We start from the raw sequence: 23251 nt of genomic DNA on the forward strand, positions 1-23251 counted from the left end.
CCTGGTGCCCCGGAAACGGGCGATTCGTCCGTACGGCGGCCGGGTGAGGCATGCCCCGGGGCCTGCGGCCGTCAGCGCTCGGCGACCCGCATCTCGAACCAGGTGGTCTTGCCCCGCGGCAGCAGGTCGACGCCCCAGCGGTCGGCCAGCTTGTCGACGAGGAACAGGCCCCGGCCGCTGAGGTCCAGGTCCTGGACCGGCATCAGGCAGGGCAGCCCCCGGGACGGGTCGCGCACCTCGACCCGGATCCAGCCCCGGCGCCGGTGCATGCGGAGCCCGAAGACGCGGGCGCCGGTGTGGCGGACGGCGTTGCCGACCAGTTCGGAGACGAGCAGCACGGCGTCCTCCGTGGTCCGGGGGGTGAGCCCCCACTGGCGCAGGATCACGACCTGGGCGAGGCGCCGGGCGGTGGCCGCGGACTCGGGGCGGGACGGCAGCGGGACCTCCGCCTCCGTCGGGTTGCCGTACAACTCCAGTGCGCGCGTCGCGTGTTCGTCCTCGACCGCCGGCGACCAGCGTGCCGCGGCCGCACGAGCGTGCCCCCGCGGCTGTTCCGTACCCTCCAGCCCCGCCATGCCCCCATCATGGCCGCCGGGCAGGGCTGAGGAGGCCGTTCCCGGGCAACGCACTCCGGGGGACGGCCCCCCGCCAGGTGGTCCCCCGGCATGTGCCAGAGGCACGTCGGGGTCGTCAGCGCCCCCTCCGACCTGCTGGAACGTCCCTTTGCGGGGCAATCGACGGGCTCCCTCGGCCAGACGGGCTTAAGGCTGCGCTAAGGCTGCCATAAACCGCCCCTTCGAGGGACCCCGGATCAGACATCGTGTCAATTGCAAGCCCCTGGAGGGATGTTCAGAGGAACTTCGCCTTGCCCGGTCCCTCCTCGACGAAGCTGCGCATGCCGCGCTCGCGGTCCTCGGTGGCGAACAGGCCGGCGAACCAGTTCCGTTCCACCGCCAGGCCGGTGTCGATGTCCGTCTCCAGCCCGGTGTCGACCGACTCCTTGGCCGCGCGCAGCGCCAGGGCGGGACCCTGCGCCAGCCGGGCCGCCCAGGCGTGGGCCTGCGTGTACACCTCGTCGGCCGGCACGACCCGGTCGACCAGGCCGATCCGCTCGGCCTCGTCGGCCTTGACCATCCGGCCCGTGAAGATGAGGTCCTTGGCCTTGGACGGGCCGACCAGGCGGGCCAGGCGCTGGGTGCCGCCCGCGCCGGGGATCAGGCCGAGCAGGATCTCCGGCTGGCCGAGCTTGGCGTTCTCCCCGGCGATGCGGAAGTCCGCGCACAGGGCGAGCTCGCAGCCGCCGCCCAGCGCGTAGCCGGTGACGGCCGCGACGACCGGCTTGGGGATCCGGGCCACCGCGGTGAACGCGTCCTGGAGGGCGCGGGCGCGCAGGACCATCGCGGTGTGGTCCATCGCCTGCATCTCCTTGATGTCCGCGCCGGCCGCGAACACCTTCTCGCCGCCGTAGATCACCACGGCGCGCACGTCCTCGCGGCGCGTGGCCTCCTCGGCGAGTTCCTTGAGCCGGTCCTGCGTGGCGATGTCCAGCGCGTTCATGGGCGGTCGGTCCAGCCGGAGCGTGCCGACGCCTTCGGCGACTTCGAGAGAGACGGTCATGGGCAGCAGGTTAACGGGGATTAACGGGCGGGGCCCCGGTGCGGTCCGTCACACCGGGGCCCTGCCGTCAGCTGCGGGGTGCTACTTCTTCCACTTCTCCCACGACATGTTCCAGCCGTTGAGTCCGTTGTCCGGGTCCACGGTGCGGTCCTCGGAGTTCTTGACGACCACGACGTCGCCGACCATCGAGTTGTCGAAGAACCACGCGGCGGGCACCTTCTTGTCCCAGCCGCCGCGCACGTCGCGCAGTCCGATGCAGCCGTGGCTCGCGTTGTATTCGCCGAAGGCGCCGCTCGCCCAGTAGTTGCCGTGCAGGAAGGTGCCGGAGGTGGTCAGGCGCACGGCGTGCGGGACGTCCTTGATGTCGTACTCGCCGCCGTAGCCGACGGTCTCGCCGTTCATCCGGGTCACCTTCAGCATCTCGCTGACGACCATCTGGCCGTTCCAGGTCTCCATGCCGGGCTTGCCGGTGGTGACCGGGATCGTCTTGACGGTCCGGCCGTCGCGGGTGACCTTCATCGTGAGCTTCTTGGCGTCGACGACGGAGACCTGGTTGCGGCCGATGGTGAACTCGACCTTCTTGTCCTGCTCGCCGTAGACGCCGGGCCGGCCCTCGACGCCGTCGAGGGCGAAGTCGACGGTCACCTTGGTACCGGGCTTCCAGTACTTCTCGGGGCGGAAGTCGAGGCGGTCGTTGCCGAACCAGTGGCCCTCCACCTCGACGGCGGGCTCGGTCCGGATGCGGATGGCCCGCTCGACGGCGTCGGGGTGGGTGATGCCCCGCGAGAAGCGGACCGAGAACGGCATCCCGACCCCGACCTTCGAACCGTCCTCCGGGGTGAAGGTGCCGATGAAGGTGTTCTGCGGGGTCAGCGTGGTGAAGTCGGCGTCCTCCGCGGCCGTGCGGCCCGCGGAGTCCTTGGCGACCGCGTGGACGGTGTACTTGGTCGCGCCGGCCAGGTGCGTGGACGGCGTCCAGGTGGCGCCGTCGGCGGATATCTTCCCGTCGATCCTCTCGCCCTCGGAGTCCTTGACCAGGACCTCGGTCAGCTTGCCCTTGGCGGCGGTGACCTTCAGCGCGCCGCTGGTGTCGACGGACTTCGCGCCGTCCTTCGGGGCGATGCCGACGACGGCCTCGGACTGCTTGCTCTGCGCGCTGCCCGAGTCCTTGCCCTCGCGGCCACCCGAGCCGGAACCCGAGTTCGTGTCCCCGCCCCCGCACGCCGTCACGGCGAACAGCAGCGCGCCCACGGCCAGTGCGAGACGTCCCCTCCTGCGCCCAACCGACGCCCCCGATATCGGTCGCCCGTTCACGTGGTTCTCCCCTCCCAGGGCCTGACCAGGCCCGCTCCCCGGCGCGTGACCCCCGCGCACCGGCGAATAGTAACCACTGGTCGCCCGGCCCCGGCGGCCCGCGATTGTCACTGTTCGGTCCCAACGGACCGCCGGGTCAACCCGCCCCCGTGTCGGGCTACTTCACCGCACTGCCCGCCTTCCATGCATTCCAGCCCATATTCCATCCTCCGAGCCCATTGTCGGGAGCAACCTTTTTGTCATTGCTGTTGACGACCTCGATCACGTCCCCGACGAGGCTGCGGTCGAAGAACCAGCCGGCCGGGGTGTCCGAGCCGCCGCCCTTCACGTCGCGCAGTCCGATGCAGCCGTGGCTGACGTTGGTGCGGCCGAAGACCGAGCGGTGGGCCCAGTAGTTGCCGTGCAGGAACGTGCCCGAGTCGGTCAGGCGCATGGCGTGCGGGACGTCCGGGATGTCGTACTCGCCCTTGCCGTCGCGCTTCTTGAAGCCGACCGTGGCGCCGTTCATCCGGGTGACGTCGAGCATCTCGGTCACCACCATCTTGCCGTTGTAGGTGGTCGTCCTCGGGGCCCCCGCCGTCACGGGCACGGTGGCCAGCGGCTCGCCGTCGCGCCGCACCTCCATGGAGTGGGCGGCGGCGTCGACGACCGAGACCTGGCTGCGGCCGACCGTGAACGCGAACGCCTTGTGCTGCAGGCCGTAGACGCCGGGTGCGCCCTCGACGTCCCGCAGGCGCAGCGAGACGGTGACCTTGGTGCCCGGCTTCCAGTAGTGCTCGGGGCGGAAGTCGAGGCGGGTGCGGCCGAACCAGTGCGGACGGACCTCGACGGGCGGGCGGGCGGTCACGGTCACCGCGCGCTCCACGGCGGCCCGGTCCGAGATCGCCCGGTTGAACGCCAGCGAGACGATCATCCCGGTGCCGACCGTGGCGCGGTGCTCCGGGGCGACGTAGCCGATGAAGCGCTCACCCGGGACGTAGGTGGTGAAGGTGGTGTGCCGGGCCGAGCGGCGCCCGCCGGCGTCCACGGCCACCGCGTCGACCGTGTACTTGGCGGCCAGCGCCAGCCGGTCCTCCCGCGGCTCCCAGCTCAGGCCGTCGGCGGAGATCCGCCCGGGCACCGGCGTGTCCTGGGCGTCCTGGGAGCGGACGGCCTTCACCGACTCCAGCCGCCCCTCGGACACGCGCACCCGCAGCTTCCTGCCGGGGCGCACACCCCTGCTCCCGTCGCCGGGCGAGACCTCGATGACGTCCCCGGGCGCCCGGGGCGCACCGAAGGCACCGGCGATGCCGCCGCCGTCGTCCGAGGTACAGCCGGTGGCCCCGGCGAGGAGCCCTGCCCATGTCACTACGGCGGCCAGCGCGGCCCTCGCGCGCCGCGCGCGCCCTTGTACGTGCCTCACGGGGTGCCCAACGACCGGCCGCGCCCCCGGGAAACGACCATGCCCGCCTCCGGGGAAACGTGAGTGCGACCCATGCTCTGGGCAGAACAGTGGGGAGGACGGCGCGCAGGGGAGCCGCGACCCGGGCCGCAGCACCAGGGCCGCACCCCCCTGTTCCCCGTCGTTCCACGAGCCGCGGGAGGCTGACAGGTGTCCAGCGCAGCCGAGCAGGAGGCGGTGGCCGGTCGTCGGGCCACCGAGGAGGGGCGCCAGGCCTCCGTGAACGGGGCGCGGAGGGCCGCGCCGCCGCCCGTCGTGCCCGCCCGGCCGGGCGCGCCGACACCGCTGGGCGCCCGGTTCCGGGCCGGCCCGGCAGGAGTGGCCGGGACCAACTTCGCGTTGTGGGCGGGCGGGGCCGAGGGGGTGGAGCTGTGCCTGTTCGACGAGGCGGGCAAGGAGTCCCGGGTGCGTCTGGCCGAACTGACCCACGGGATATGGCACGGCTTCGTGCCGGGCGTCCTGCCCGGCCAGCGCTACGGCTACCGGGTGCAGGGGCGCTGGGACCCGTGGACCGGTGCCCGCTGGAACCCCGCGAAGCTGCTCCTGGATCCGTACGCCCGGGCGGTCGACGGCGACTTCGGGCTGCCGCCCGAGGTGTACGGGCACGTCCGTGACTGGCCGCAGCAGCACGTCGCCGACACCGTGCGCGACGACCGGGACTCGGCGCCGTACGTACCGAAGGGCGTCGTCGTGCACGACGACGACGACTGGGCGGACGACCGGCGTCCCAAGACGCCGTGGGCGGACTCGGTGATCTACGAGCTGCACGTCAAGGGCTTCACACAGCTGCACCCGGACATCCCCGGGGAGCTGCGCGGCACCTACGCCGGCCTCGCCCACCCGGCCGCGATCGAGCACCTGGTGAAGCTCGGCGTGACGGCGGTGGAGCTGTTGCCGGTGCACCAGTTCGCGCACGAGGACCACCTGCTGCGCCGCAGCCTGCGCAACTACTGGGGCTACAACTCCGTCGGCTACTTCGCCCCGCACGCCGCCTACGCCGCCTCCGGCACCCGGGGCCAGCAGGTCGGCGAGTTCAAGCGGATGGTGCGCGCCCTGCACGCGGCCGGCATCGAGGTCATCCTGGACGTGGTCTACAACCACACCGCGGAGGCCGGCGAGCTGGGCCCGACGCTGTCGCTGAAGGGCATCGACAACCGCGGCTACTACCGCCTCCAGGACGACGCCCGCCGCTACGCCGACTACACCGGCTGCGGCAACACCCTGCACGTGGTCCAGCCGCACGTGCTGCGCCTGATCACGGACTCGCTGCGCTACTGGGTCACCGAGATGGGCGTCGACGGCTTCCGCTTCGACCTGGCGGCGGCGCTGGCCCGCTCGATGCACGACGTCGACATGCTCTCCCCGTTCCTGGCGGTGATCGCCCAGGACCCGGTGCTGCGCCGGGTGAAGCTGATCGCCGAGCCCTGGGACGTGGGGTCGGGCGGCTACCAGGTGGGCGCGTTCCCGCCGCTGTGGACGGAGTGGAACGACCGGTACCGCAACGCCGTGCGGGACTTCTGGCGGCACGCGCTGCCGGACGTCCGCGAGATGGGTTACCGCCTGTCCGGCTCCAGCGACCTGTACGCCTGGGGCGGGCGCCGGCCCTACGCGTCGGTCAACTTCATCACCGCGCACGACGGGTTCACGCTGCGCGACCTGGTCTCCTACGAGCGCAAGCACAACGAGGCCAACGGCGAGGGCAACCGCGACGGCACGGACGACAACCGAGCCTGGAACTGCGGCGCGGAGGGCGAGACCGGCGACGAGGACGTCCTCGCCCTGCGCCGCCGGCAGCTGCGCAACCTGCTCACCACGCTGCTGCTGTCCACGGGCGTGCCCATGCTGGTCGCCGGCGACGAACTGGGCCGCACCCAGCGCGGGAACAACAACGCCTACTGCCAGGACAACGAGATCAGCTGGCTGGACTGGGGGCTGCTCGACGAACCCGGCTGGCAGGCCCTGTTCCAGCTGACCTCCCGGCTGATAGCGCTGCGCCACCGCCACCCCGTGCTGCGCCGCCGGGCGTTCTTCTCCGGCCGGGCGCACTCCGCCGACGGGCTGCGCGATCTGGCCTGGTTCACCTCCCGGGGCACGGAGATGACCGAGCAGGACTGGTACGCGCCGGCGGCCACACTCGGGATGTACCTGTCCGGCCGGGACATCCCGGGCCGGGACGAGCACGGGGACCAGGTCCTCGACGACAGCTTCCTGGCCGTGCTGCACGCGGGCGAGGGCCCGGTGAGCTTCGTGCTGCCGGGGCCGCCGTGGGCGGAGCGGTACGAGGTGGTCGTGGACACGAGCCTGGAGGAGCAGGGGCGGGCGCCGGGCGTCGAGCACCCGGCCGGGGCGGAGATCACGATGCCGGCCCGGGCGGTGCTGCTTCTGCGCGTGGCGGGATGACACCCTCCGGCCGCTGTCCTCCGGACGCCCCGGACCGGCCGCTCGAACCGGCAGGTCGTAGGACCGGGGACCGAGGCGGACCGGGCGGAAATCCGGTGGGCAGCGTCAGTGGTGAACCGTAGGCTCGCTGCTGATGCCCACGACACCCGCCCCCGCCCCCGACCGCTCCGCCGTGCGTTCGCTGCTGCGCCTGTGGCCGTACGTGCGCCCCGTGCGGGTGCGGCTGTTCACGGCCGCGTTCGTCGCGATACTGGCCTCCTGCGTGGGGCTGGTCATCCCGCTCGTGCTGAAGTGGATGGTGGACGGGCCGATCGCCGGCCGGGACCCGGCCGGCGTGTGGCTCGGCGCCCTGTACCTGCTGCTCCTCGGGTTCGCGGAGGCCCTGCTGTTCGGGCTGCGGCGGTGGCTGGTGGCGCGCCCGCTGTCCCGGGTCGAGGCGTCGATGCGGGCGGATCTCTACCGCCACCTCCAGCGGCTGCCGGTGGCCTTCCACGACCGGTGGGCCTCGGGGCAGTTGCTGTCCCGGGGGACGACGGACCTGATGCTGCTGCGCATGTTCCTCGCCTTCCCGTTGACGTTCCTGCTGGTCAACGGCGTGACGATTCTGGTCGGCGTGGTCATCATGCTGCTCCAGGACGCCACACTCGGGCTGGTCGTCCTCGGGCCCGCGGTGCCCGTCGTCGTCATGTGCGTGATCTTCGAGAAGCGCTACGCGGCGGTGGCCCGGCGCGCCCAGGACCAGGTCGGCGACCTGACGACGGTCGTCGAGGAGAGCGTGCTCGGCATCCGCATCATCAAGGGTTTCGGCCGCCACCGCAGTCAGGCGACGGCGTTCCGGGACCTGTCGCGTACGCTGCGCGGCACGGAGCTGCGCAAGGCGCGGCTGCTGGCGGCCATCTGGGGCGTGATCGTCACGCTGCCCGAGGTGGCGATCGGGGCCGCGCTGGTGGTGGGTGTCGTGCAGGTCGCCGACGGGGCGCTGTCCGCGGGGACGCTGGTGGCGTTCCTGTCGACGGCGCTGGCACTGCGCTGGCCGGTGGAGTCGATCGGCTTCCTGCTGGCGATGAGCCAGGAGGCCGCGACCGCCACCGAGCGGTACTTCGAGGTGATGGACGAGAAGGCCGAGGGAACCGCGTCCGCCGTGCTCCCGGCGCGTCCCGCCCCCGCCGGACCGGTCCCCGCGGACAGGGGCCTGCGCTTCCACGGCGTCACCTTCCGCTACCCCGACGCCCCACCCGGCTCCCCGCCGGTCCTGCGCGACATCGACCTGCACATCCGCCCCGGCGAGTCCATGGCCCTGGTCGGCACCACCGGCAGCGGCAAGACCACCCTCACGGCTCTCGTGCCGCGGCTCTACGAGGTCACCTCGGGGCGCATCACCCTCGACGGCACCGACATCACCGAGCTGTCGAGGGACGCCCTGCGGGCGAAGGTCGCGGTGGCGTTCGAGGAGCCCACGCTGTTCTCGACCTCGGTGGGCGAGAACGTCCTGATGGGCGCCGGTGACACCGCCTCGGCGGCCGACCTGGGGCGCGCCCTGGCCGTGGCGCAGGCCGACTTCGTGCACGCGCTGCCGCAGGGCGCGGACACCCGGGTCGGCGAGCAGGGCCTGAGCCTGTCCGGCGGGCAGCGCCAGCGCCTGGCCCTGGCCCGGGCGGTCGTCGGGCAGCCGGAGTTCCTCGTCCTGGACGATCCGCTGTCGGCCCTGGACGTGCACACGGAGGCCGCCGTGGAGGCGGCCCTGCGGCAGGTGCTCGCGGACACCACGGCCCTGATCGTGGCGCACCGCCCGTCGACCGTGCTGCTCGCCGACCGTGTCGCCCTGCTGTCCGGCGGCCGGATCACCGCGGTCGGCACCCACCACGAACTGCTGCGCACCAGCGCCGAGTACGCGCATCTGATGGCCGGGGAGCCGGCGGGGGAAGAGGGGGACGGACGATGACGGCGCCCACCACCGCACCGGCCGACCGGCGGCCCGGGGGCCCGGCGGCCGCCGGTGACCCCTTCGACCAGGACCTCCTGCCCACGCCGCCGGGCGCGACCGCCGCGCTGCTGCGTTCCCTGCTCGCGCCGCTGAGGGCCCGGGTCGTGGTGACGACGCTGCTGCTGCTGGTGCAGCAGGCGGTCGTGCAGGCGGGTCCGCTGCTCGTGGCGTACGCCATCGACCGGGCCGTTCCGGCCTTCCGGGGGCAGGACCACGGGCCGTTGATCGCGGTGGCCGCCGGGTACCTGGCCTGTGCGCTGGCGGCGGGCGGGCTGCAGTTCGCCTTCGTCGCCGCGGCGGCCCGGGTCAGCCAGGACGTGCTGCTGGACCTGCGGGGCCGGATCTTCCGGCACGCGCAGGCGCTGAGTGTGGACTTCCACGAGCGCTACACCTCGGGCCGGCTCATCTCGCGCGCCACGACGGACGTGGAGTCGTTGCGCGAGCTGCTGGACGAGGGCCTGCAGGAGCTGGTGACGGTCGTCCTGTCGTTCGTCTACATCTCGGCGATGCTGCTGTGGCTGGATCTCGGCCTCGGGGGTGTGGCGGTGGCCTCGCTGGTGCCGCTGTACGCGCTCGTGCGGCTGTACCAGCGGCGGGCGGGGCGGGTGTACCGTGCGCGCTCGACCGCCATCGCCGCCGTCATCGTCCGGTTCGTCGAGACGATGAACGGCATCCGGCCGGTGCGCGCCTTCCGCCGCGAGGCCGTCAACGACGCCGAGTTCGGCGTGCTGAACCGGCGGCACGAGCGGACCAACGGCGACGCGCTGCTGGAGATGGCCCGCTACGTCACCGGCTCGCGTCTGATCGCGAACACGGCGGTGGCGGGGATCGTGCTGTGGGGCGCGCACCGGGTCGCGGACGGCACGCTCGCCCTCGGCGTGCTGGCGGCTGCGGTGCTCTACCTGCGGCGGCTGTACGACCCGATCGACCGGCTCGGGATGTTCCTCAACTCGTACCAGTCGGCGGCGGCGTCCCTGGAGAAGATCGCGGGCCTGCTGGCGCAGACCCCTTCCGTGCCCGAGCCGGCGCACCCGCGGCAGCTGCCGCCGCTGCCGGGCGAGCACCCGGGCCGCGAGGTCGTCTTCGACGGCGTGCGCTTCGCCTACCGCACGGGTGGCGAGATCCTGCCCCGTTTCGACCTGACGATCCCGGCCGGCCAGACGGTCGCGGTCGTGGGCTCCACGGGCGCGGGCAAGTCGACCCTGGCCAAGCTCCTGGCCCGGTTCTACGACCCCTCCGAGGGCCGGGTGCTGCTCGACGGCGTCGATCTGCGCGACCTGGCCGTGCCCGAACTGCGGCGCGGGGTGGTCATGGTGACGCAGGAGGCCTTCCTGTTCTCGGGCACGGTCGCCGACAACATCGCGATCGGCCGCCCCGACGCGACCCGCGCGGAGATGGAGCAGGCGGCGAAGGCCATCGGTGCGCACGACTTCATCGCCGCGCTGCCCGACGGCTACGACACCGACGTCCGCAAGCGGGGTGGGCGCATCTCGGCCGGGCAGCGGCAACTGGTGGCGTTCGCACGGGCGTTGCTCGCCGATCCGGCGGTGCTGATCCTCGACGAGGCGACCAGCTCGCTGGACGTCCCGGGCGAGCGCGCGGTGCAGCGGGCGATGGCGACGGTGCTGAAGGGCCGTACGGCGGTGGTGATCGCGCACCGGCTGTCGACGGTCGAGATCGCGGACCGTGTCCTGGTGATGGAGCGGGGCGCGGTCGTCGAGGACGGCACCCCGGCCGAACTCGTCGGCGGCACGGGCAGGTTCGCGGACCTGCACCGGGCCTGGCGGGACAGCCTGACGTAGAGGGCGCGGGCCCCCGGCGCCCCGCGCCCCCCGGGGCCCGTTCCCGTCGGGCTCCCGCGACGGGGTCGACACCCGTCCCGGACCGAGGGAAACTCCTCGCGATGACGCGACGAACCGATACGCCTCCCACCTGGGACGAGCGCACGCAGCTGGCCACCTTCCTGGACTACGCCCGTGACACCGCGCGCGCCAAGTGCGAGGGCGTGTCCGCCGAGGACGCCCGCAGGGCCCCGCCCCCGGGTTCACCGCTGATGACGTTGTGTGGGCTGATCAGCCATCTGCGGTGGGTCGAGTACTACTGGTTCCAGGTGATGTTCCTGGGCGAGGAGCTCGCCGGGCCGCTCGCCGAGGCGGGCGACGACGACCCCGACCCCGAGATGCGGACAGCGGTCGACGTCCCGTTGCCCCGGCTTCTCGCCGAGTACGAGGAGCAGAGCTCCCGCTACCGTCGCCTGGTGTCCGACCACGACCTGGACGCGACGGCCAGGCGTCCCATCAGTGACGGCCGCCACGTCGACCTGCGGTGGGTGATCCTGCACCTCATCGAGGAGACGTCCCGCCACAACGGCCACCTCGACGTGGTGCGCGAACTCGTCGACGGGCAGACCGGCGCCTGAGACCCGTCGTGCGGGTCGCGGGCGGAGCCGCAGCCGACCGCTGCCGCGACGACCGTGCGGAAGTCGCAGGGGCGAAGCGTTCGTATAGCGAACATGAACTTCCGGTCAACGAACCGTTTCCGGCCATAGTGTTGACGCGCTCCTGACAGAAAGCGCGGTCCCCTGCCACGCTTCCGTGGCGACTGCTCCACAGCAACCCCACAGCAACACCTCCACCTCCCCAGGCCGGGCGACCCCCGGTCCCGCAGAAGGAGTCCGTGTTGAGAAGCAGTTCCTCGCGCAGAGCCACCTCCCACAGACCCGCTGCCCGCACCCGCCGCACCGCGGCCGTGGCCCTGGCCGGCGTCGCCGCGCTGATCGCCGCGGCCGTCCAGAGCGGCAGCGCCGTCGCGGCACCGGCGAAGGCACCGTCGGCCGCGAGCAAGGCGAACCCCGGCTCCGAGTCGGTCAAGCTGACCCCCGCCCAGCGCGCCGCGCTGATACGGGACGCCGACGCCGCCACGGCGCGGACGGCGAAGCAGCTGGGCCTCGGCGCCAAGGAGAAGCTGGTCGTCCGGGACGTGGTCAAGGACCGCGACGGCACGGTCCACACCCGCTACGAGCGCACCTACGACGGACTGCCCGTCCTCGGCGGGGACCTGGTGGTCGAGACGGCGAAGTCCGGTGCGACCAGGGACGTCGTCAAGGCGACCCGGGCCGCCGTGAAGCCGGCCACCACCACGGCCGCACTGCCCGCCGCCAAGGCGCAGAAGCAGGCACTGGCGGCCGCGAAGGCCGACGACACCAGGAGCGCGGACGTCGACAGGGCGCCGCGCAAGGTGGTCTGGGCCGCGAGCGGCAAGCCGGTCCTCGCCTACGAGACCGTCGTCGGCGGCCTCCAGAAGGACGGCACCCCGAACGAACTGCACGTGATCACCGACGCGGCCACCGGCGAGAAGCTCTACGAGTACCAGGGCATCGAGACCGGCACGGGCAACACCATGTACAGCGGCACGGTGACGCTCGGCACCACCCAGTCGGGGTCGACGTACAACCTGACCGACGGCGCGCGCGGCGGGCACAAGACGTACAACCTCAACCGGGGCACCTCCGGCACCGGCACGCTCTTCTCCGGGCCCGACGACGTCTGGGGCAACGGCAGCCCCTCCAACGCGGAGACCGCGGGCGCCGACGCCCACTACGGGGCCGCGCTGACGTGGGACTACTACAAGAACGTGCACGGACGCAGCGGCATCCGGGGTGACGGCGTGGGCGCCTACTCCCGCGTCCACTACGGCAACAACTACGTCAACGCCTTCTGGTCCGACAGCTGCTTCTGCATGACCTACGGCGACGGCTCGGGCAACACGCACCCACTGACGTCGATCGACGTGGCCGCCCACGAGATGACGCACGGCGTCACCTCCAACACCGCGGGCCTGGTCTACAGCGGCGAGTCCGGCGGCCTGAACGAGGCCACCAGCGACATCTTCGGCTCGACCGTCGAGTTCTACGCCAACAACTCCTCCGACACCGGTGACTACCTCATCGGCGAGGAGATCGACATCAACGGCGACGGCAGCCCGCTGCGCTACATGGACAAGCCCAGCAAGGACGGGGCCTCCAAGGACGCCTGGTACTCGGGCATCGGCTCGATCGACGTGCACTACTCGTCGGGCCCCGCCAACCACTTCTTCTACCTGCTGAGCGAGGGCAGCGGCACCAAGACGATCAACGGTGTCACGTACAACTCGCCGACCTCGGACGGCCTTCCGGTCACCGGCATCGGCCGCGACAAGGCGGAGAAGATCTGGTTCCGCGCGCTCACCACGAAGTTCACCTCGAACACCAACTACGCGGCCGCCCGCACCGGCACCCTCGCGGCCACCGGTGAGCTGTACGGCGCGGACAGCGCCGAGTACAAGGCAGTCCAGGACGCCTGGGCCGGCGTCAACGTCGGCACCCGCTCCGGCGGCGGAGGCGGTGGGGGCACCTCGTTCGAGAACACCGCCGACGTGGCGATCCCGGACCGCGGCTCCGCGGTCACGTCCTCGATCACCGTCTCCGGACGAACGGGCAACGCGCCCTCCAACCTCCAGGTCGCCGTGGACATCGTCCACACCTACATCGGCGACCTCAAGGTGGAGCTGGTCGCCCCCGACGGCTCGGCCTACACCCTCAAGGCCTACGGCACCGGCGGGAGCGCGGACAACATCAACACCACGTACACGGTGAACGCCTCCTCCGAGGTGGCCAACGGCGTCTGGAAGCTGCGGGTCCAGGACAACGCGGCCGCCGACACCGGCTACATCAACAGCTGGAAGCTGACCTTCCCGTAGACCGGCAGGTCGCGGGCACCGAGTCAGGGCGTCGCCCCGGTGGGTTCGAATCCCCCGGGGCGGCGCCCGTTTCGTGTGGAGAGGGCAAGCATGCGCCGTCGATTTCCGGCCAACATCACTCGTCACTCCTGACATGTACGCGTCTTCGGTGCCACTCTTCCCCCACCCACCGCACAGCACCGCAGCTTCCCCCACACCTAGGAGCCTGTGTGTCCACCCCTCGCTACACCCGTCGCAGGCGCGCCACGCTGGCCATCGCCACCGCCGTCGCCTCCGGCGCCCTCCTCACCACCGGCCTCGCCTCGGGCAGCAGCGTCGCCGCCGACTCGGTGAGCACCCCGGCCGCCGCGCCCGTGCGGCTCTCCGCACCCGCCCGCACCGCGCTCATCCAGGACCAGCAGGCCGGCGCCGCCCGGACCGCCGACGCGATAGGCCTCGGCGCCCAGGATGAACTCGTCGTCAAGGACGTCGTCAAGGACGCCGACGGCACGGTCCACACCCGCTACGAGCGCACCTACGACGGACTGCCCGTCCTCGGTGGCGACCTCGTGGTGCACACCTCGAAGTCCGGGGCCGCCAAGGGCGTCACGAGAGCCACCAAGGCCGCGATCAAGGTCGCCTCGCTCAAGCCCGCGATCGCCGCCGCCAAGGCCGAGAAGCAGGCCCTGACCCTGGCCGAGGCGGCCGGCTCGGCGAAGACCGAGGCCACGTCCGAGCCCCGCAAGGTGGTCTGGGCCGCGAGCGGCAAGCCGGTCCTCGCCTACGAGACCGTCGTCGGCGGACTCCAGGAGGACGGCACCCCGAACGAGCTGCACGTGATCACCGACGCGGCCACCGGCAAGAAGCTGTACGAGTACCAGGCCATCGAGACCGGCACCGGCAACACCACCTACAGCGGCCAGGTCACCCTGACCACCACCAAGTCGGGCACCTCGTACAACCTCACGGACGCCTCCCGCGGCGGGCACAAGACGTACAACCTCAACCGCGGCACCTCCGGCACCGGCACGCTCTTCTCCGGCGCCGACGACATCTGGGGCAACGGCAGCCCCTCCAACGCGGAGACCGCCGGCGCCGACGCCCACTACGGGGCCCAGGTCACCTGGGACTTCTACAAGAGCGCCTTCGGCCGCAGCGGCATCCGGGGCGACGGCAGGGCGGCCTACTCCCGCGTCCACTACGGCAACAACTACGTCAACGCCTTCTGGTCCGACAGCTGCTTCTGCATGACCTACGGCGACGGCTCGGGCAACGCCAACCCGCTGACCTCGCTCGACGTGGCGGCCCACGAGATGAGCCACGGCCTGACCTCGGCCACCGCGGGCCTGGTCTACAGCGGCGAGTCCGGCGGCCTGAACGAGGCCACCAGCGACATCCTCGGCGCGGGCGCGGAGTTCTTCGCCAACAACTCCTCCGACACCGGTGACTACCTCATCGGCGAGGAGATCGACATCAACGGCGACGGCACCCCGCTGCGCTACATGGACAAGCCCAGCAAGGACGGGGCCTCCAAGGACGCCTGGTCCTCCGGTCTGGGCGGCGTGGACGTGCACTACTCGTCCGGCCCCGCCAACCACTTCTTCTACCTGCTGTCCGAGGGCAGCGGCGCGAAGACCATCAACGGCGTGTCCTACAACTCCCCCACGTCCAACGGCTCCACGGTCACCGGCATCGGCCGCACCAAGGCGCTGCAGATCTGGTACAAGGCGCTGACGACGTACATGACGTCGACGACGAAGTACGCGCAGGCCCGCACGGCGACCCTGAACGCCGCGTCGGCCCTGTACGGCGCGTCCAGCACCGAGTACAAGGCGGTCGCGGCCGCCTGGTCCGCCGTGAACGTCGGCTGACCGAAGCACGACCCCGGGGCGGTACCCGGACCGAACGCCGGTCCGGGTACCGCCCTAGTCTTGGTGACCATGTCTTCCGAGGACTTCAGCTACGCCGATGTCGGCGCCACCCGTGACGAGGGCTTCTGCCCGCCGGGCTTCCGTACCCTGCACGTGCGAACCCGGCTGGGCGAGGGCGAGGAGGTCTTCCGCCGGGCCTCGGAAGCCGTCCTGACCTGGGAGATGCACCGGGCCATGGGGGTGGGCCTGGACGCGAGCGCGGACCGGGCGGCCCCCGGCGTGGACGTCACCGTCACCCTGGCCGGGATGATCAAGGCCCCCTGCCGCGTGGTGTGGACCGTGGAGGAGCCCCGCCGCGCCGGCTGGGCGTACGGCACGCTGCCCGGCCACCCGGAGCGCGGCGAGGAGTCCTTCGTGGTGGACCGCACGGGGGACGGCACGGTGTGGCTGACGGTGCACGCCTTCAGCCGCGCCGCCAAGTGGTACGCGAAGGCGGGCGGCCCCGCGACGCGGGGCTTCCAGCACGCGTACGCCCGCAGGTGCGGCACCGTCCTGCGCGACCTCGCGACGCAGGGTGGTGAGTCGCCCTGAGGGGCGCGGGGAACTGCGCGAGCAACCCCCACGCGCCCGCACCGGCGCTCAACGCATCAACAACCCCGCAGCCGCCACCAGCTCCTCGGACGGCCCGGCGACCAAGCCCAACTCCGCGCTCGATGCCATCAGCCGATGCGCGGGCAGGATCCGCACCGTGTACCCGAAAGGCCCGGTGCGATCCAGCGACAGGGGCCCTTCGTAGACCCAGCGCCCGTCCCGGTCGGCAGACCCCACCGGCTTCAGCGGCACGACCGTCGCGTCGCCGATCCGGTCCTGCTCGTCCACCCGCCCCGAGACCACCTGGACCTCCACGTCGTCGGGCCCGAGCTCACCGAGCCCGACCCGCACCCGCAGCCCCAGCGTCGTGCCCAGCTCGGCCAGGGCCTCGGAGGCCGACGTCTCCACGTGGTCGACGGTGACGCCGGGCCAGGCCGCGCGCACCCGGGCCTTCCACTCGGCGAGCTCCCGTGCCGTGTCCGGGCCCAGGGCGCGGTGGGCGACGGCCGCCGGCGCGTAGAGGCGCTCGACGTACTCCCGGACCATCCGCCCGGCCAGCACCTTCGGCCCGAGCGAACCCAGCGTGTGCCGGACCATCTCGATCCAGCGGTCGGGCAGGCCGCTGCGCCCGCGCTCGTAGAAGCGGGGCGTCACCCGCTGCTCCAGCAGGTCGTACAGCGCCGCGGCCTCTATGTCGTCGCGGTGGTCCGGGTCGGTCCCGGCGCCGTCGGCCGTGGGGATGGCCCAGCCGAAGTCCGGCTGGAACCACTCGTCCCACCAGCCGTCCAGGACGGAAAGGTTGAGGCATCCGTTGAGCGCGGCCTTCATGCCCGAGGTGCCGCAGGCCTCCAGCGGCCTGAGCGGGTTGTTCAGCCAGATGTCGCAGCCTGGGTAGAGCTTCTGCGCCATCGCCATGCCGTAGTCGGGCAGGAACACGATCCGGTGGCGCACCCGCGGGTCGTCCGTGAACCGCACCAGCTCCTGCACCAGCCGCTTGCCGCCGTCGTCGGCGGGGTGCGCCTTGCCCGCGACGACGATCTGGATCGGCCGCTCGGGGTGCAGCAGCAGGTCCATCAGCCGGTCCCGGTCGCGCAGCATCAGCGTCAGGCGCTTGTACGACGGCACGCGCCGGGCGAAGCCGATGGTCAGCACGTCCGGGTCGAGCACACCGTCGATCCAGCCCAGTTCGGCCGTACCGGCGCCGCGCTGCCGCCACGAGGCCCGCAGCCGCTCGCGGACCTCCTCGACGAGCTGCTCGCGCAGCACCCGCCGCAGGTCCCAGATGTCCTGGTCGGGGATGTCGGCCACCGAGTCCCAGCGCTCCGAGCCGCCGACCGTCAGGGCGTCCTCGGCGCGCTGGACACCGATCTGCCGGGCGCCGAGCCGGAACACCTCGGGGGCGACCCAGGTGGGTGCGTGCACCCCGTTGGTGACGGAGGTGATCGGCACCTCGTCGGCGTCGAACCCGGGCCACAGGCCGGAGAACATCTCGCGGCTGACGTTGCCGTGCAGCAGCGACACGCCGTTGGCGCGCTGGGCCAGGCGCAGGCCCATCACGGCCATGTTGAACAGGTTGGGCTCCCCGCCCGGGTAGGACTCCATGCCCAGCCGCAGGACGCGGTCGACGTCGATGCGGGGCAGTTCGGCGTCGGGGCCGAAGTGCCGGGCGACCAGCTCCCGGTCGAAGCGGTCGATGCCGGCCGGCACGGGCGTGTGGGTGGTGAAGACGGTCCCGGCCCGGACCGCCTCCAGCGCCGAGTCGAAGTCGGAACCGCCGTCGCACAGTTCGGCGATGCGCTCCAGGCCGAGGAACCCGGCGTGCCCCTCGTTGGTGTGGAACACCTCCGGCTCGGGGTGGCCGGTCAGCCGGCAGTACGTCCGTACCGCCCGGACCCCTCCTATGCCGAGGAGCATCTCCTGAAGCAGCCGGTGCTCGCTGCCGCCGCCGTAGAGGCGGTCGGTCACGCCGCGCTCGCCGAGGTCGTTCTCCTCGACGTCGGAGTCGAGCAGGAGCAGCGGGACCCGGCCGACCTGCGCGAGCCAGATCCGGGCGTGCAGCTGCCGGCCTCCGGGCAGCGCCAGGGCGACCTGGGCGGGGGTGCCGTCGGGCTCCTCGAGCTGGGCGACGGGCAGCTCGTTGGGGTCGAGGACCGGGTAGTGCTCCTGCTGCCAGCCGTCCCGGGAGAGGGTCTGGCGGAAGTAGCCGTGCCGGTAGAGCAGGCCGACGCCGATCAGCGGGACGCCGAGGTCGCTGGCCGCCTTCAGATGGTCGCCGGCCAGGATGCCGAGTCCGCCGGAGTACTGCGGCAGGGCGGCCGTGATGCCGAACTCGGGTGAGAAATAGGCGATGGCGGCGGGCAGGGGCTCGGTCTGCGCCTGGTACCAGCGGTCGCCGGTGGTGTAGTCGTGCAGGTCGCCCGCGGCCGCGGCGAGGCGGCGCAGGAAGCGGCGGTCCCCGGCCAGCTCGGCGAGGCGCGCGGGCGGCACGCTCCCCAGCAGGCGGACCGGGTCGCTCCCCGAGGCGGACCAGCGCCCGGGGTCGACGGACTGGAACAGGTCACGGGTCTCGGCATGCCACGACCAGCGCAGGTTGCGGGCGAGATCGCTGAGCGGCCTGAGGGGTTCGGGGAGCACGGGTCGGACGGTGAACCGACGGATCGCCTTCACTTTCCACCTCGTCACGCTGGGCTTCGACACAGGGCTTCATCGACGTCGTCTACGACACTACCGGCGTCGGCGCCGCGTCCGCTGAGGCTCTGCGGCCGGACCCCCGATCGGCCCGAACGACACCGTCCGCGGGCGTGGCCGGAACCGTTCGCCAGGCCGTTCCCCCGGTGGTGCACGTGCCACGGGAGGCGGCTGCCGTCGCACCGGCTCCCGTCCGCCGCGCGCGCCGCCCCGCGTCGGTCGTGCGCCGGAGCGGCCGGGGGGGGCGCGAACCAGGGGGCGACCGGCTGCGAGGGGTAGGAAACCGGACTTCTGCGCGAGGGGTCCGGCGCCTGCCCCGGCGGTCCGCGGGGCGTCGCCGGCACGTCCCCGTCCGCCGCAAGGGAGCAGCCCGACCGGGTACCGCCCCGGCGCCGGTTCATGCCGTGAGGACGGTCGCACATCCACCGACGACCTCGTCGAGGTCGGCTTGGGCGCAGGTCGGCGGGGGTGCGGCCGCCGCGGCGTCGACCGCGGGGAAGGTGCTCGCCGACGGACGTTGATCGGACAAGTTACTGCGCGGAGGACGGGGGTAGGGCGAAGGAGCGGCCACTCGGAAGGCCGGTCCCGTGTGCCCCGGAGGAGGCCGGTCTTGTGTGTCGACATACGCGTGAGTAGTTAACAAAGTGCCGGATTGCCCACCCGAACAGGGTGGGAAGGCTCCAGCGGGTACTCCTCTCGGGAACACCACGCAGGACCCACCTCCCCACAGTCATCCGCCCACCCACGTTGACGCGGACAGGAGCGGTCATGCCCGCCAAGCACCACTCGCCAGCACCCCCGAACCGCCGCACCACCGGGGCGCGCGCGCCCGGCGGTGACACACGCCCCGCGCGCCCGGCGGACGCCGGTCCCCCGGCCCCGCCACCGCCGTCCGGGAGCGGGGAGACGGCGGTCGGGCGCATACCCGTCCTCGACGTCCACCCCGTCGTCCTGGGCGGGCGCCGTCCGGCGAAGGCCGTCACCGGCGAGAGCTTCGAGGTCTCGGCGACCGTGTTCCGGGAGGGGCACGACGCGGTCGCGGCCAATGTCGTCCTGAAGGACCCGGAGGGCCGCCCGGGCCCGTGGACGCCGATGCGGGAGCTGGCGCCCGGGACGGACCGGTGGGGTGCGACCGTCACCGCCGGGGAACCCGGACTGTGGACGTTCACGGTGGAGGCGTGGGGAGACCCCGTCAGCACCTGGCGCCACCACGCCCGGATCAAGATCCCGGCGGGCATCGACACGGACGTCGTCCTGGAGGAGGGCGCGCGCCTGTACGAGCGAGCGGCCGCCGGGGTGCCCGCACAGGAGGGATCGCGCGACGTGATCACGGCCGCTGCCGCCGCCCTGCGGGACGAGACGCGTCCCGCGGCGTCGCGGCTGGCCGCGGCGCTGACACCCGAGGTGGACGAGGTCCTGGCCCGGTACCCGCTGCGCGACCCCGTCACGAGCAGCGATCCCCTGCCGTTGCTGGTGGAGCGGGAGCGGGCGCTGTACGGGTCGTGGTACGAGTTCTTCCCGCGTTCGGAGGGCACGGCCGAGCGGCCGCACGGCACGTTCCGCACGGCGGCGCGGCGGTTGCCGGCGATCGCGGCGATGGGGTTCGACGTGGTCTACCTGCCGCCGATCCACCCCATCGGCACCACGTTCCGCAAGGGGAAGAACAACACCCTCTCCCCCGGTCCGGACGACGTGGGGGTGCCGTGGGCGATCGGCTCGCCCGAGGGCGGCCACGACGCCGTGCACCCGGATCTGGGCACGATGGACGACTTCGTGTGGTTCGTCGAGCGGGCGCGGGAGCTGGGGCTGGAGATCGCGCTGGACTTCGCCTTGCAGTGCTCGCCGGACCACCCGTGGGTGCACAAGCACCCGGAGTGGTTCCACCACCGGCCCGACGGCACGATCGCGTATGCGGAGAACCCGCCGAAGAAGTACCAGGACATCTTCCCCATCGCCTTCGACGCGGACATGGACGGTCTGGTGGCGGAGACGTGCCGGGTGCTGCGGCACTGGATGGACGCGGGGGTGCGGATCTTCCGGGTGGACAATCCGCACACCAAGCCGGTGGTGTTCTGGGAGCGGGTGATCGCGGACGTCAACCGCACCGACCCGGATGTGATCTTCCTGGCCGAGGCGTTCACCCGGCCGGCGATGATGCACACCCTGGCGCAGATCGGTTTCCAGCAGTCGTACACGTACTTCACCTGGCGCAACACCAAGCAGGAGCTGACGGAGTACCTGACGGAGCTGTCGGGCGAGGCCGCCTCCTACATGCGGCCGAACTTCTTCGCCAACACGCCCGACATCCTGCACGCCTACCTCCAGCACGGCGGCCGGCCGGCCTTCGAGGTGCGGGCGGTGCTCGCCGCGACGCTCTCGCCGACCTGGGGCATCTACTCCGGCTACGAGCTGTGTGAGAACACGCCGTTGAAGGAGGGCAGCGAGGAGTACCTGGACTCGGAGAAGTACCAGCTGCGGCCCCGCGACTGGGAGGCGGCCGAACGCGAGGGACGCAGCATCGCCCCGCTGATCACCCGCCTCAACACCGTCCGCAGGGAGAACCCGGCCCTGCGACAGCTGCGCGACCTGCACTTCCACCACGCGGACCAGGACGCGGTGATCGTGTACTCGAAGCGGCAGGGTTCGAACACGGTTCTGGTGGTCGTGAACCTCGACCCCCACCACACCCAGGAGGCCACGGTCTCGTTGGACATGCCGCAACTCGGCCTGGACTGGCACGAGTCGGTGCCGGTGCGCGACGAGCTCACCGGCGAGACCTATCACTGGGGCAGGTCCAACTATGTGCGCCTCGAGCCGGGCCGGCGTCCCGCGCACGTCTTCTCGGTGCTGCGACCGTCCACCCCGCAGATCGGAGGGTCACCCACAATATGATCGTCAACGAACCCGTGCCGGACACCTTCGAGGACACCCCGGCCAGGGACCGCGACCCCGACTGGTTCAAGCGCGCCGTCTTCTACGAGGTGCTGGTCCGCTCGTTCCAGGACAGCAACGGCGACGGCGTCGGCGACCTCAAGGGCCTGACCGCCAAGCTGGACTACCTCCAGTGGCTCGGCGTCGACTGCCTGTGGCTGCCGCCGTTCTTCAAGTCGCCCCTGCGTGACGGCGGCTACGACGTCAGCGACTACACCGCCGTGCTCCCCGAGTTCGGCGACCTCGCCGACTTCGTGGAGTTCGTCGACGCCGCCCACCAGCGCGGCATGCGCGTGATCATCGACTTCGTCATGAACCACACCAGCGACCAGCACCCGTGGTTCCAGGAGTCCAGGAAGGACCCCGACGGCCCCTACGGCGACTACTACGTGTGGGCCGACGACGACAAGCAGTTCCAGGACGCGCGGATCATCTTCGTCGACACCGAGGCCTCCAACTGGACCTACGACCCGGTCCGCAAGCAGTACTACTGGCACCGCTTCTTCTCGCACCAGCCGGACCTCAACTACGAGAACCCGGCCGTGCAGGAGGAGATGATCTCCGCGCTGAAGTTCTGGCTGGACCTGGGCATCGACGGGTTCCGGCTCGACGCGGTGCCGTACCTGTACCAGGAGGAGGGCACCAACTGCGAGAACCTCCCGGCGACCCACGCCTTCCTGAAGCGGGTGCGCAAGGAGATCGACGCCCAGTACCCGGACACCGTGCTGCTGGCGGAGGCCAACCAGTGGCCCGAGGACGTCGTCGACTACTTCGGCGACTACCCGAGCGGTGGCGACGAGTGCCACATGGCGTTCCACTTCCCGGTCATGCCGCGCATCTTCATGGCCGTGCGGCGCGAGTCGCGCTACCCGGTCTCCGAGATCCTGGCCAAGACCCCGGCCATCCCCGAGCGCTGCCAGTGGGGCATCTTCCTGCGCAACCACGACGAGCTGACGCTCGAGATGGTCACCGACGAAGAGCGCGACTACATGTGGGCCGAGTACGCCAAGGACCCGCGCATGCGGGCCAACATCGGCATCCGCCGCAGGCTCGCCCCGCTGCTGGACAACGACCGCAACCAGATCGAGCTGTTCACCGCGCTGCTGCTGTCGCTGCCCGGCTCGCCGATCCTGTACTACGGCGACGAGATCGGCATGGGCGACAACATCTGGCTCGGCGACCGCGACGCGGTGCGCACCCCGATGCAGTGGACGCCCGACCGCAACGCGGGTTTCTCCTCGTCCGATCCCGGGCGGCTGTTCCTGCCCACGATCATGGACCCGGTCTACGGCTACCAGGTGACCAACGTCGAGGCGTCCATGGCCTCGCCATCGTCGCTGCTGCACTGGACCCGGCGCATGATCGAGATCCGCAAGCAGAACCCCGCGTTCGGACTCGGCTCCTACACCGAGCTGCCCTCGTCCAACCCCGCCGTGCTGGCGTTCCTGCGGGAGTACGAGGACGACCTGGTGCTGTGCGTGAACAACTTCTCGCGTTTCGCGCAGCCCACGGAGCTGGATCTGAGCGCCTTCGAGGGCCGGCACCCGGTGGAGCTGTTCGGCGGGGTCCGCTTCCCCGCGATCGGTGAACTGCCGTACCTGCTGACCCTCGGCGGGCACGGTTTCTACTGGTTCCGGCTCCGCAAGGACGCCGTGTGAAAGCCGAACGACAGGCCTGCTGAGGCCTGATCCGCGCGGC

Annotated in this window: 14 protein-coding genes; 9 read left to right on the forward strand and 5 right to left on the reverse strand. The window is 71.9% G+C overall.

Features of this window, described 5'->3' with window-relative positions; translation table 11 throughout:
* Nucleotides 1–71: 71 nt before the first annotated feature.
* The 4 genes from ACH4C6_RS01255 to ACH4C6_RS01270 form a co-directional block, all read right to left on the reverse strand.
* Nucleotides 72–575, reverse strand: a complete 504-nt coding sequence (locus ACH4C6_RS01255) for an ATP-binding protein (RefSeq protein WP_398106466.1) — start codon at nt 573–575, stop codon at nt 72–74.
* Between the two features lie 274 nt (nt 576–849).
* The gene (locus ACH4C6_RS01260) at nt 850–1617 is read right to left on the reverse strand and encodes an enoyl-CoA hydratase/isomerase family protein (protein WP_398106467.1); all 768 of its coding nucleotides are present in this window, start codon (nt 1615–1617) and stop codon (nt 850–852) included.
* An 81-nt stretch (nt 1618–1698) separates the two neighbouring features.
* A complete protein-coding gene (locus ACH4C6_RS01265; protein WP_398106468.1) occupies nt 1699–2931 on the reverse strand; it encodes an Ig-like domain-containing protein in 1233 nt (410 codons plus the stop codon).
* A 157-nt stretch (nt 2932–3088) separates the two neighbouring features.
* On the reverse strand, nt 3089–4333 hold the full coding sequence (locus tag ACH4C6_RS01270) for an Ig-like domain-containing protein (protein WP_398106469.1): 1245 nt from the start codon (nt 4331–4333) through the stop codon (nt 3089–3091).
* Between the two features lie 189 nt (nt 4334–4522).
* Here ACH4C6_RS01270 and glgX point away from each other — a divergent pair, with 189 nt between their 5' ends.
* The 7 genes from glgX to ACH4C6_RS01305 all read left to right on the forward strand — a co-directional run bounded on the left by glgX (nt 4523) and on the right by ACH4C6_RS01305 (nt 15934).
* The gene (gene glgX, locus ACH4C6_RS01275; protein WP_398106470.1) at nt 4523–6772 is read left to right on the forward strand and encodes a glycogen debranching protein GlgX; all 2250 of its coding nucleotides are present in this window, start codon (nt 4523–4525) and stop codon (nt 6770–6772) included.
* 133 nt (nt 6773–6905) lie between these two features.
* Nucleotides 6906–8714, forward strand: a complete 1809-nt coding sequence (locus ACH4C6_RS01280) for an ABC transporter ATP-binding protein (RefSeq protein ID WP_398106471.1) — start codon at nt 6906–6908, stop codon at nt 8712–8714.
* A complete protein-coding gene (locus ACH4C6_RS01285; protein WP_398106472.1) occupies nt 8711–10558 on the forward strand; it encodes an ABC transporter ATP-binding protein in 1848 nt (615 codons plus the stop codon). Before ACH4C6_RS01280 ends, ACH4C6_RS01285 begins: the two co-directional genes overlap by 4 nt.
* Before the next feature lie 101 nt (nt 10559–10659).
* A complete protein-coding gene (locus tag ACH4C6_RS01290; RefSeq protein WP_398106474.1) occupies nt 10660–11175 on the forward strand; it encodes a DinB family protein in 516 nt (171 codons plus the stop codon).
* Nucleotides 11176–11435: 260 nt separating this feature from the next.
* Nucleotides 11436–13493, forward strand: a complete 2058-nt coding sequence (locus tag ACH4C6_RS01295; RefSeq protein ID WP_398106475.1) for a M4 family metallopeptidase — start codon at nt 11436–11438, stop codon at nt 13491–13493.
* A gap of 209 nt (nt 13494–13702) precedes the next feature.
* Nucleotides 13703–15343: a M4 family metallopeptidase gene (locus ACH4C6_RS01300; RefSeq protein WP_398106477.1), complete on the forward strand. Its 1641-nt coding sequence runs from the start codon at nt 13703–13705 to the stop codon at nt 15341–15343.
* A 69-nt stretch (nt 15344–15412) separates the two neighbouring features.
* Nucleotides 15413–15934 carry a DUF1990 domain-containing protein gene (locus ACH4C6_RS01305; RefSeq protein WP_398106478.1) on the forward strand — a complete coding sequence of 174 codons (522 nt, stop codon included), beginning with the start codon at nt 15413–15415 and terminating at the stop codon, nt 15932–15934.
* Between the two features lie 48 nt (nt 15935–15982).
* Here ACH4C6_RS01305 and ACH4C6_RS01310 read toward each other — a convergent pair whose 3' ends face one another.
* Nucleotides 15983–18601 (reverse strand): glycosyltransferase family 1 protein, encoded by a 2619-nt coding sequence (locus ACH4C6_RS01310; protein ID WP_398106479.1) that lies wholly within the window; start codon nt 18599–18601, stop codon nt 15983–15985.
* 789 nt (nt 18602–19390) lie between these two features.
* On the opposite strand from ACH4C6_RS01310, the gene ACH4C6_RS01315 reads away from it, so the two are divergent.
* Both ACH4C6_RS01315 and treS read left to right on the forward strand, forming a co-directional pair.
* On the forward strand, nt 19391–21514 hold the full coding sequence (locus ACH4C6_RS01315; RefSeq protein WP_398106480.1) for an alpha-1,4-glucan--maltose-1-phosphate maltosyltransferase: 2124 nt from the start codon (nt 19391–19393) through the stop codon (nt 21512–21514).
* Nucleotides 21511–23211, forward strand: a complete 1701-nt coding sequence (gene treS, locus ACH4C6_RS01320) for a maltose alpha-D-glucosyltransferase (protein ID WP_398106481.1) — start codon at nt 21511–21513, stop codon at nt 23209–23211. The genes ACH4C6_RS01315 and treS overlap by 4 nt, the downstream gene beginning before the upstream one ends.
* Nucleotides 23212–23251 lie beyond the last annotated feature (40 nt).

It is taken from the genome of Streptomyces sp. NPDC017943, assembly GCF_044328425.1.
In the GTDB taxonomy this organism is placed as follows: domain Bacteria; phylum Actinomycetota; class Actinomycetes; order Streptomycetales; family Streptomycetaceae; genus Streptomyces; species Streptomyces djakartensis_A.

What these genes read in the sequence shown, in the direction of transcription:
- ACH4C6_RS01255 (WP_398106466.1), bottom strand. Translation starts at nt 575, where the DNA reads ATGGCGGGGCTGGAGGGTACGGAACAGCCGCGGGGGCACGCTCGTGCG.
- ACH4C6_RS01260 (WP_398106467.1), bottom strand. Translation starts at nt 1,617, where the DNA reads ATGACCGTCTCTCTCGAAGTCGCCGAAGGCGTCGGCACGCTCCGGCTG.
- ACH4C6_RS01280 (WP_398106471.1), top strand. Translation starts at nt 6,906, where the DNA reads ATGCCCACGACACCCGCCCCCGCCCCCGACCGCTCCGCCGTGCGTTCG.
- ACH4C6_RS01285 (WP_398106472.1), top strand. Translation starts at nt 8,711, where the DNA reads ATGACGGCGCCCACCACCGCACCGGCCGACCGGCGGCCCGGGGGCCCG.
- ACH4C6_RS01290 (WP_398106474.1), top strand. Translation starts at nt 10,660, where the DNA reads ATGACGCGACGAACCGATACGCCTCCCACCTGGGACGAGCGCACGCAG.
- ACH4C6_RS01305 (WP_398106478.1), top strand. Translation starts at nt 15,413, where the DNA reads ATGTCTTCCGAGGACTTCAGCTACGCCGATGTCGGCGCCACCCGTGAC.
- ACH4C6_RS01315 (WP_398106480.1), top strand. Translation starts at nt 19,391, where the DNA reads ATGCCCGCCAAGCACCACTCGCCAGCACCCCCGAACCGCCGCACCACC.
- treS (WP_398106481.1), top strand. Translation starts at nt 21,511, where the DNA reads ATGATCGTCAACGAACCCGTGCCGGACACCTTCGAGGACACCCCGGCC.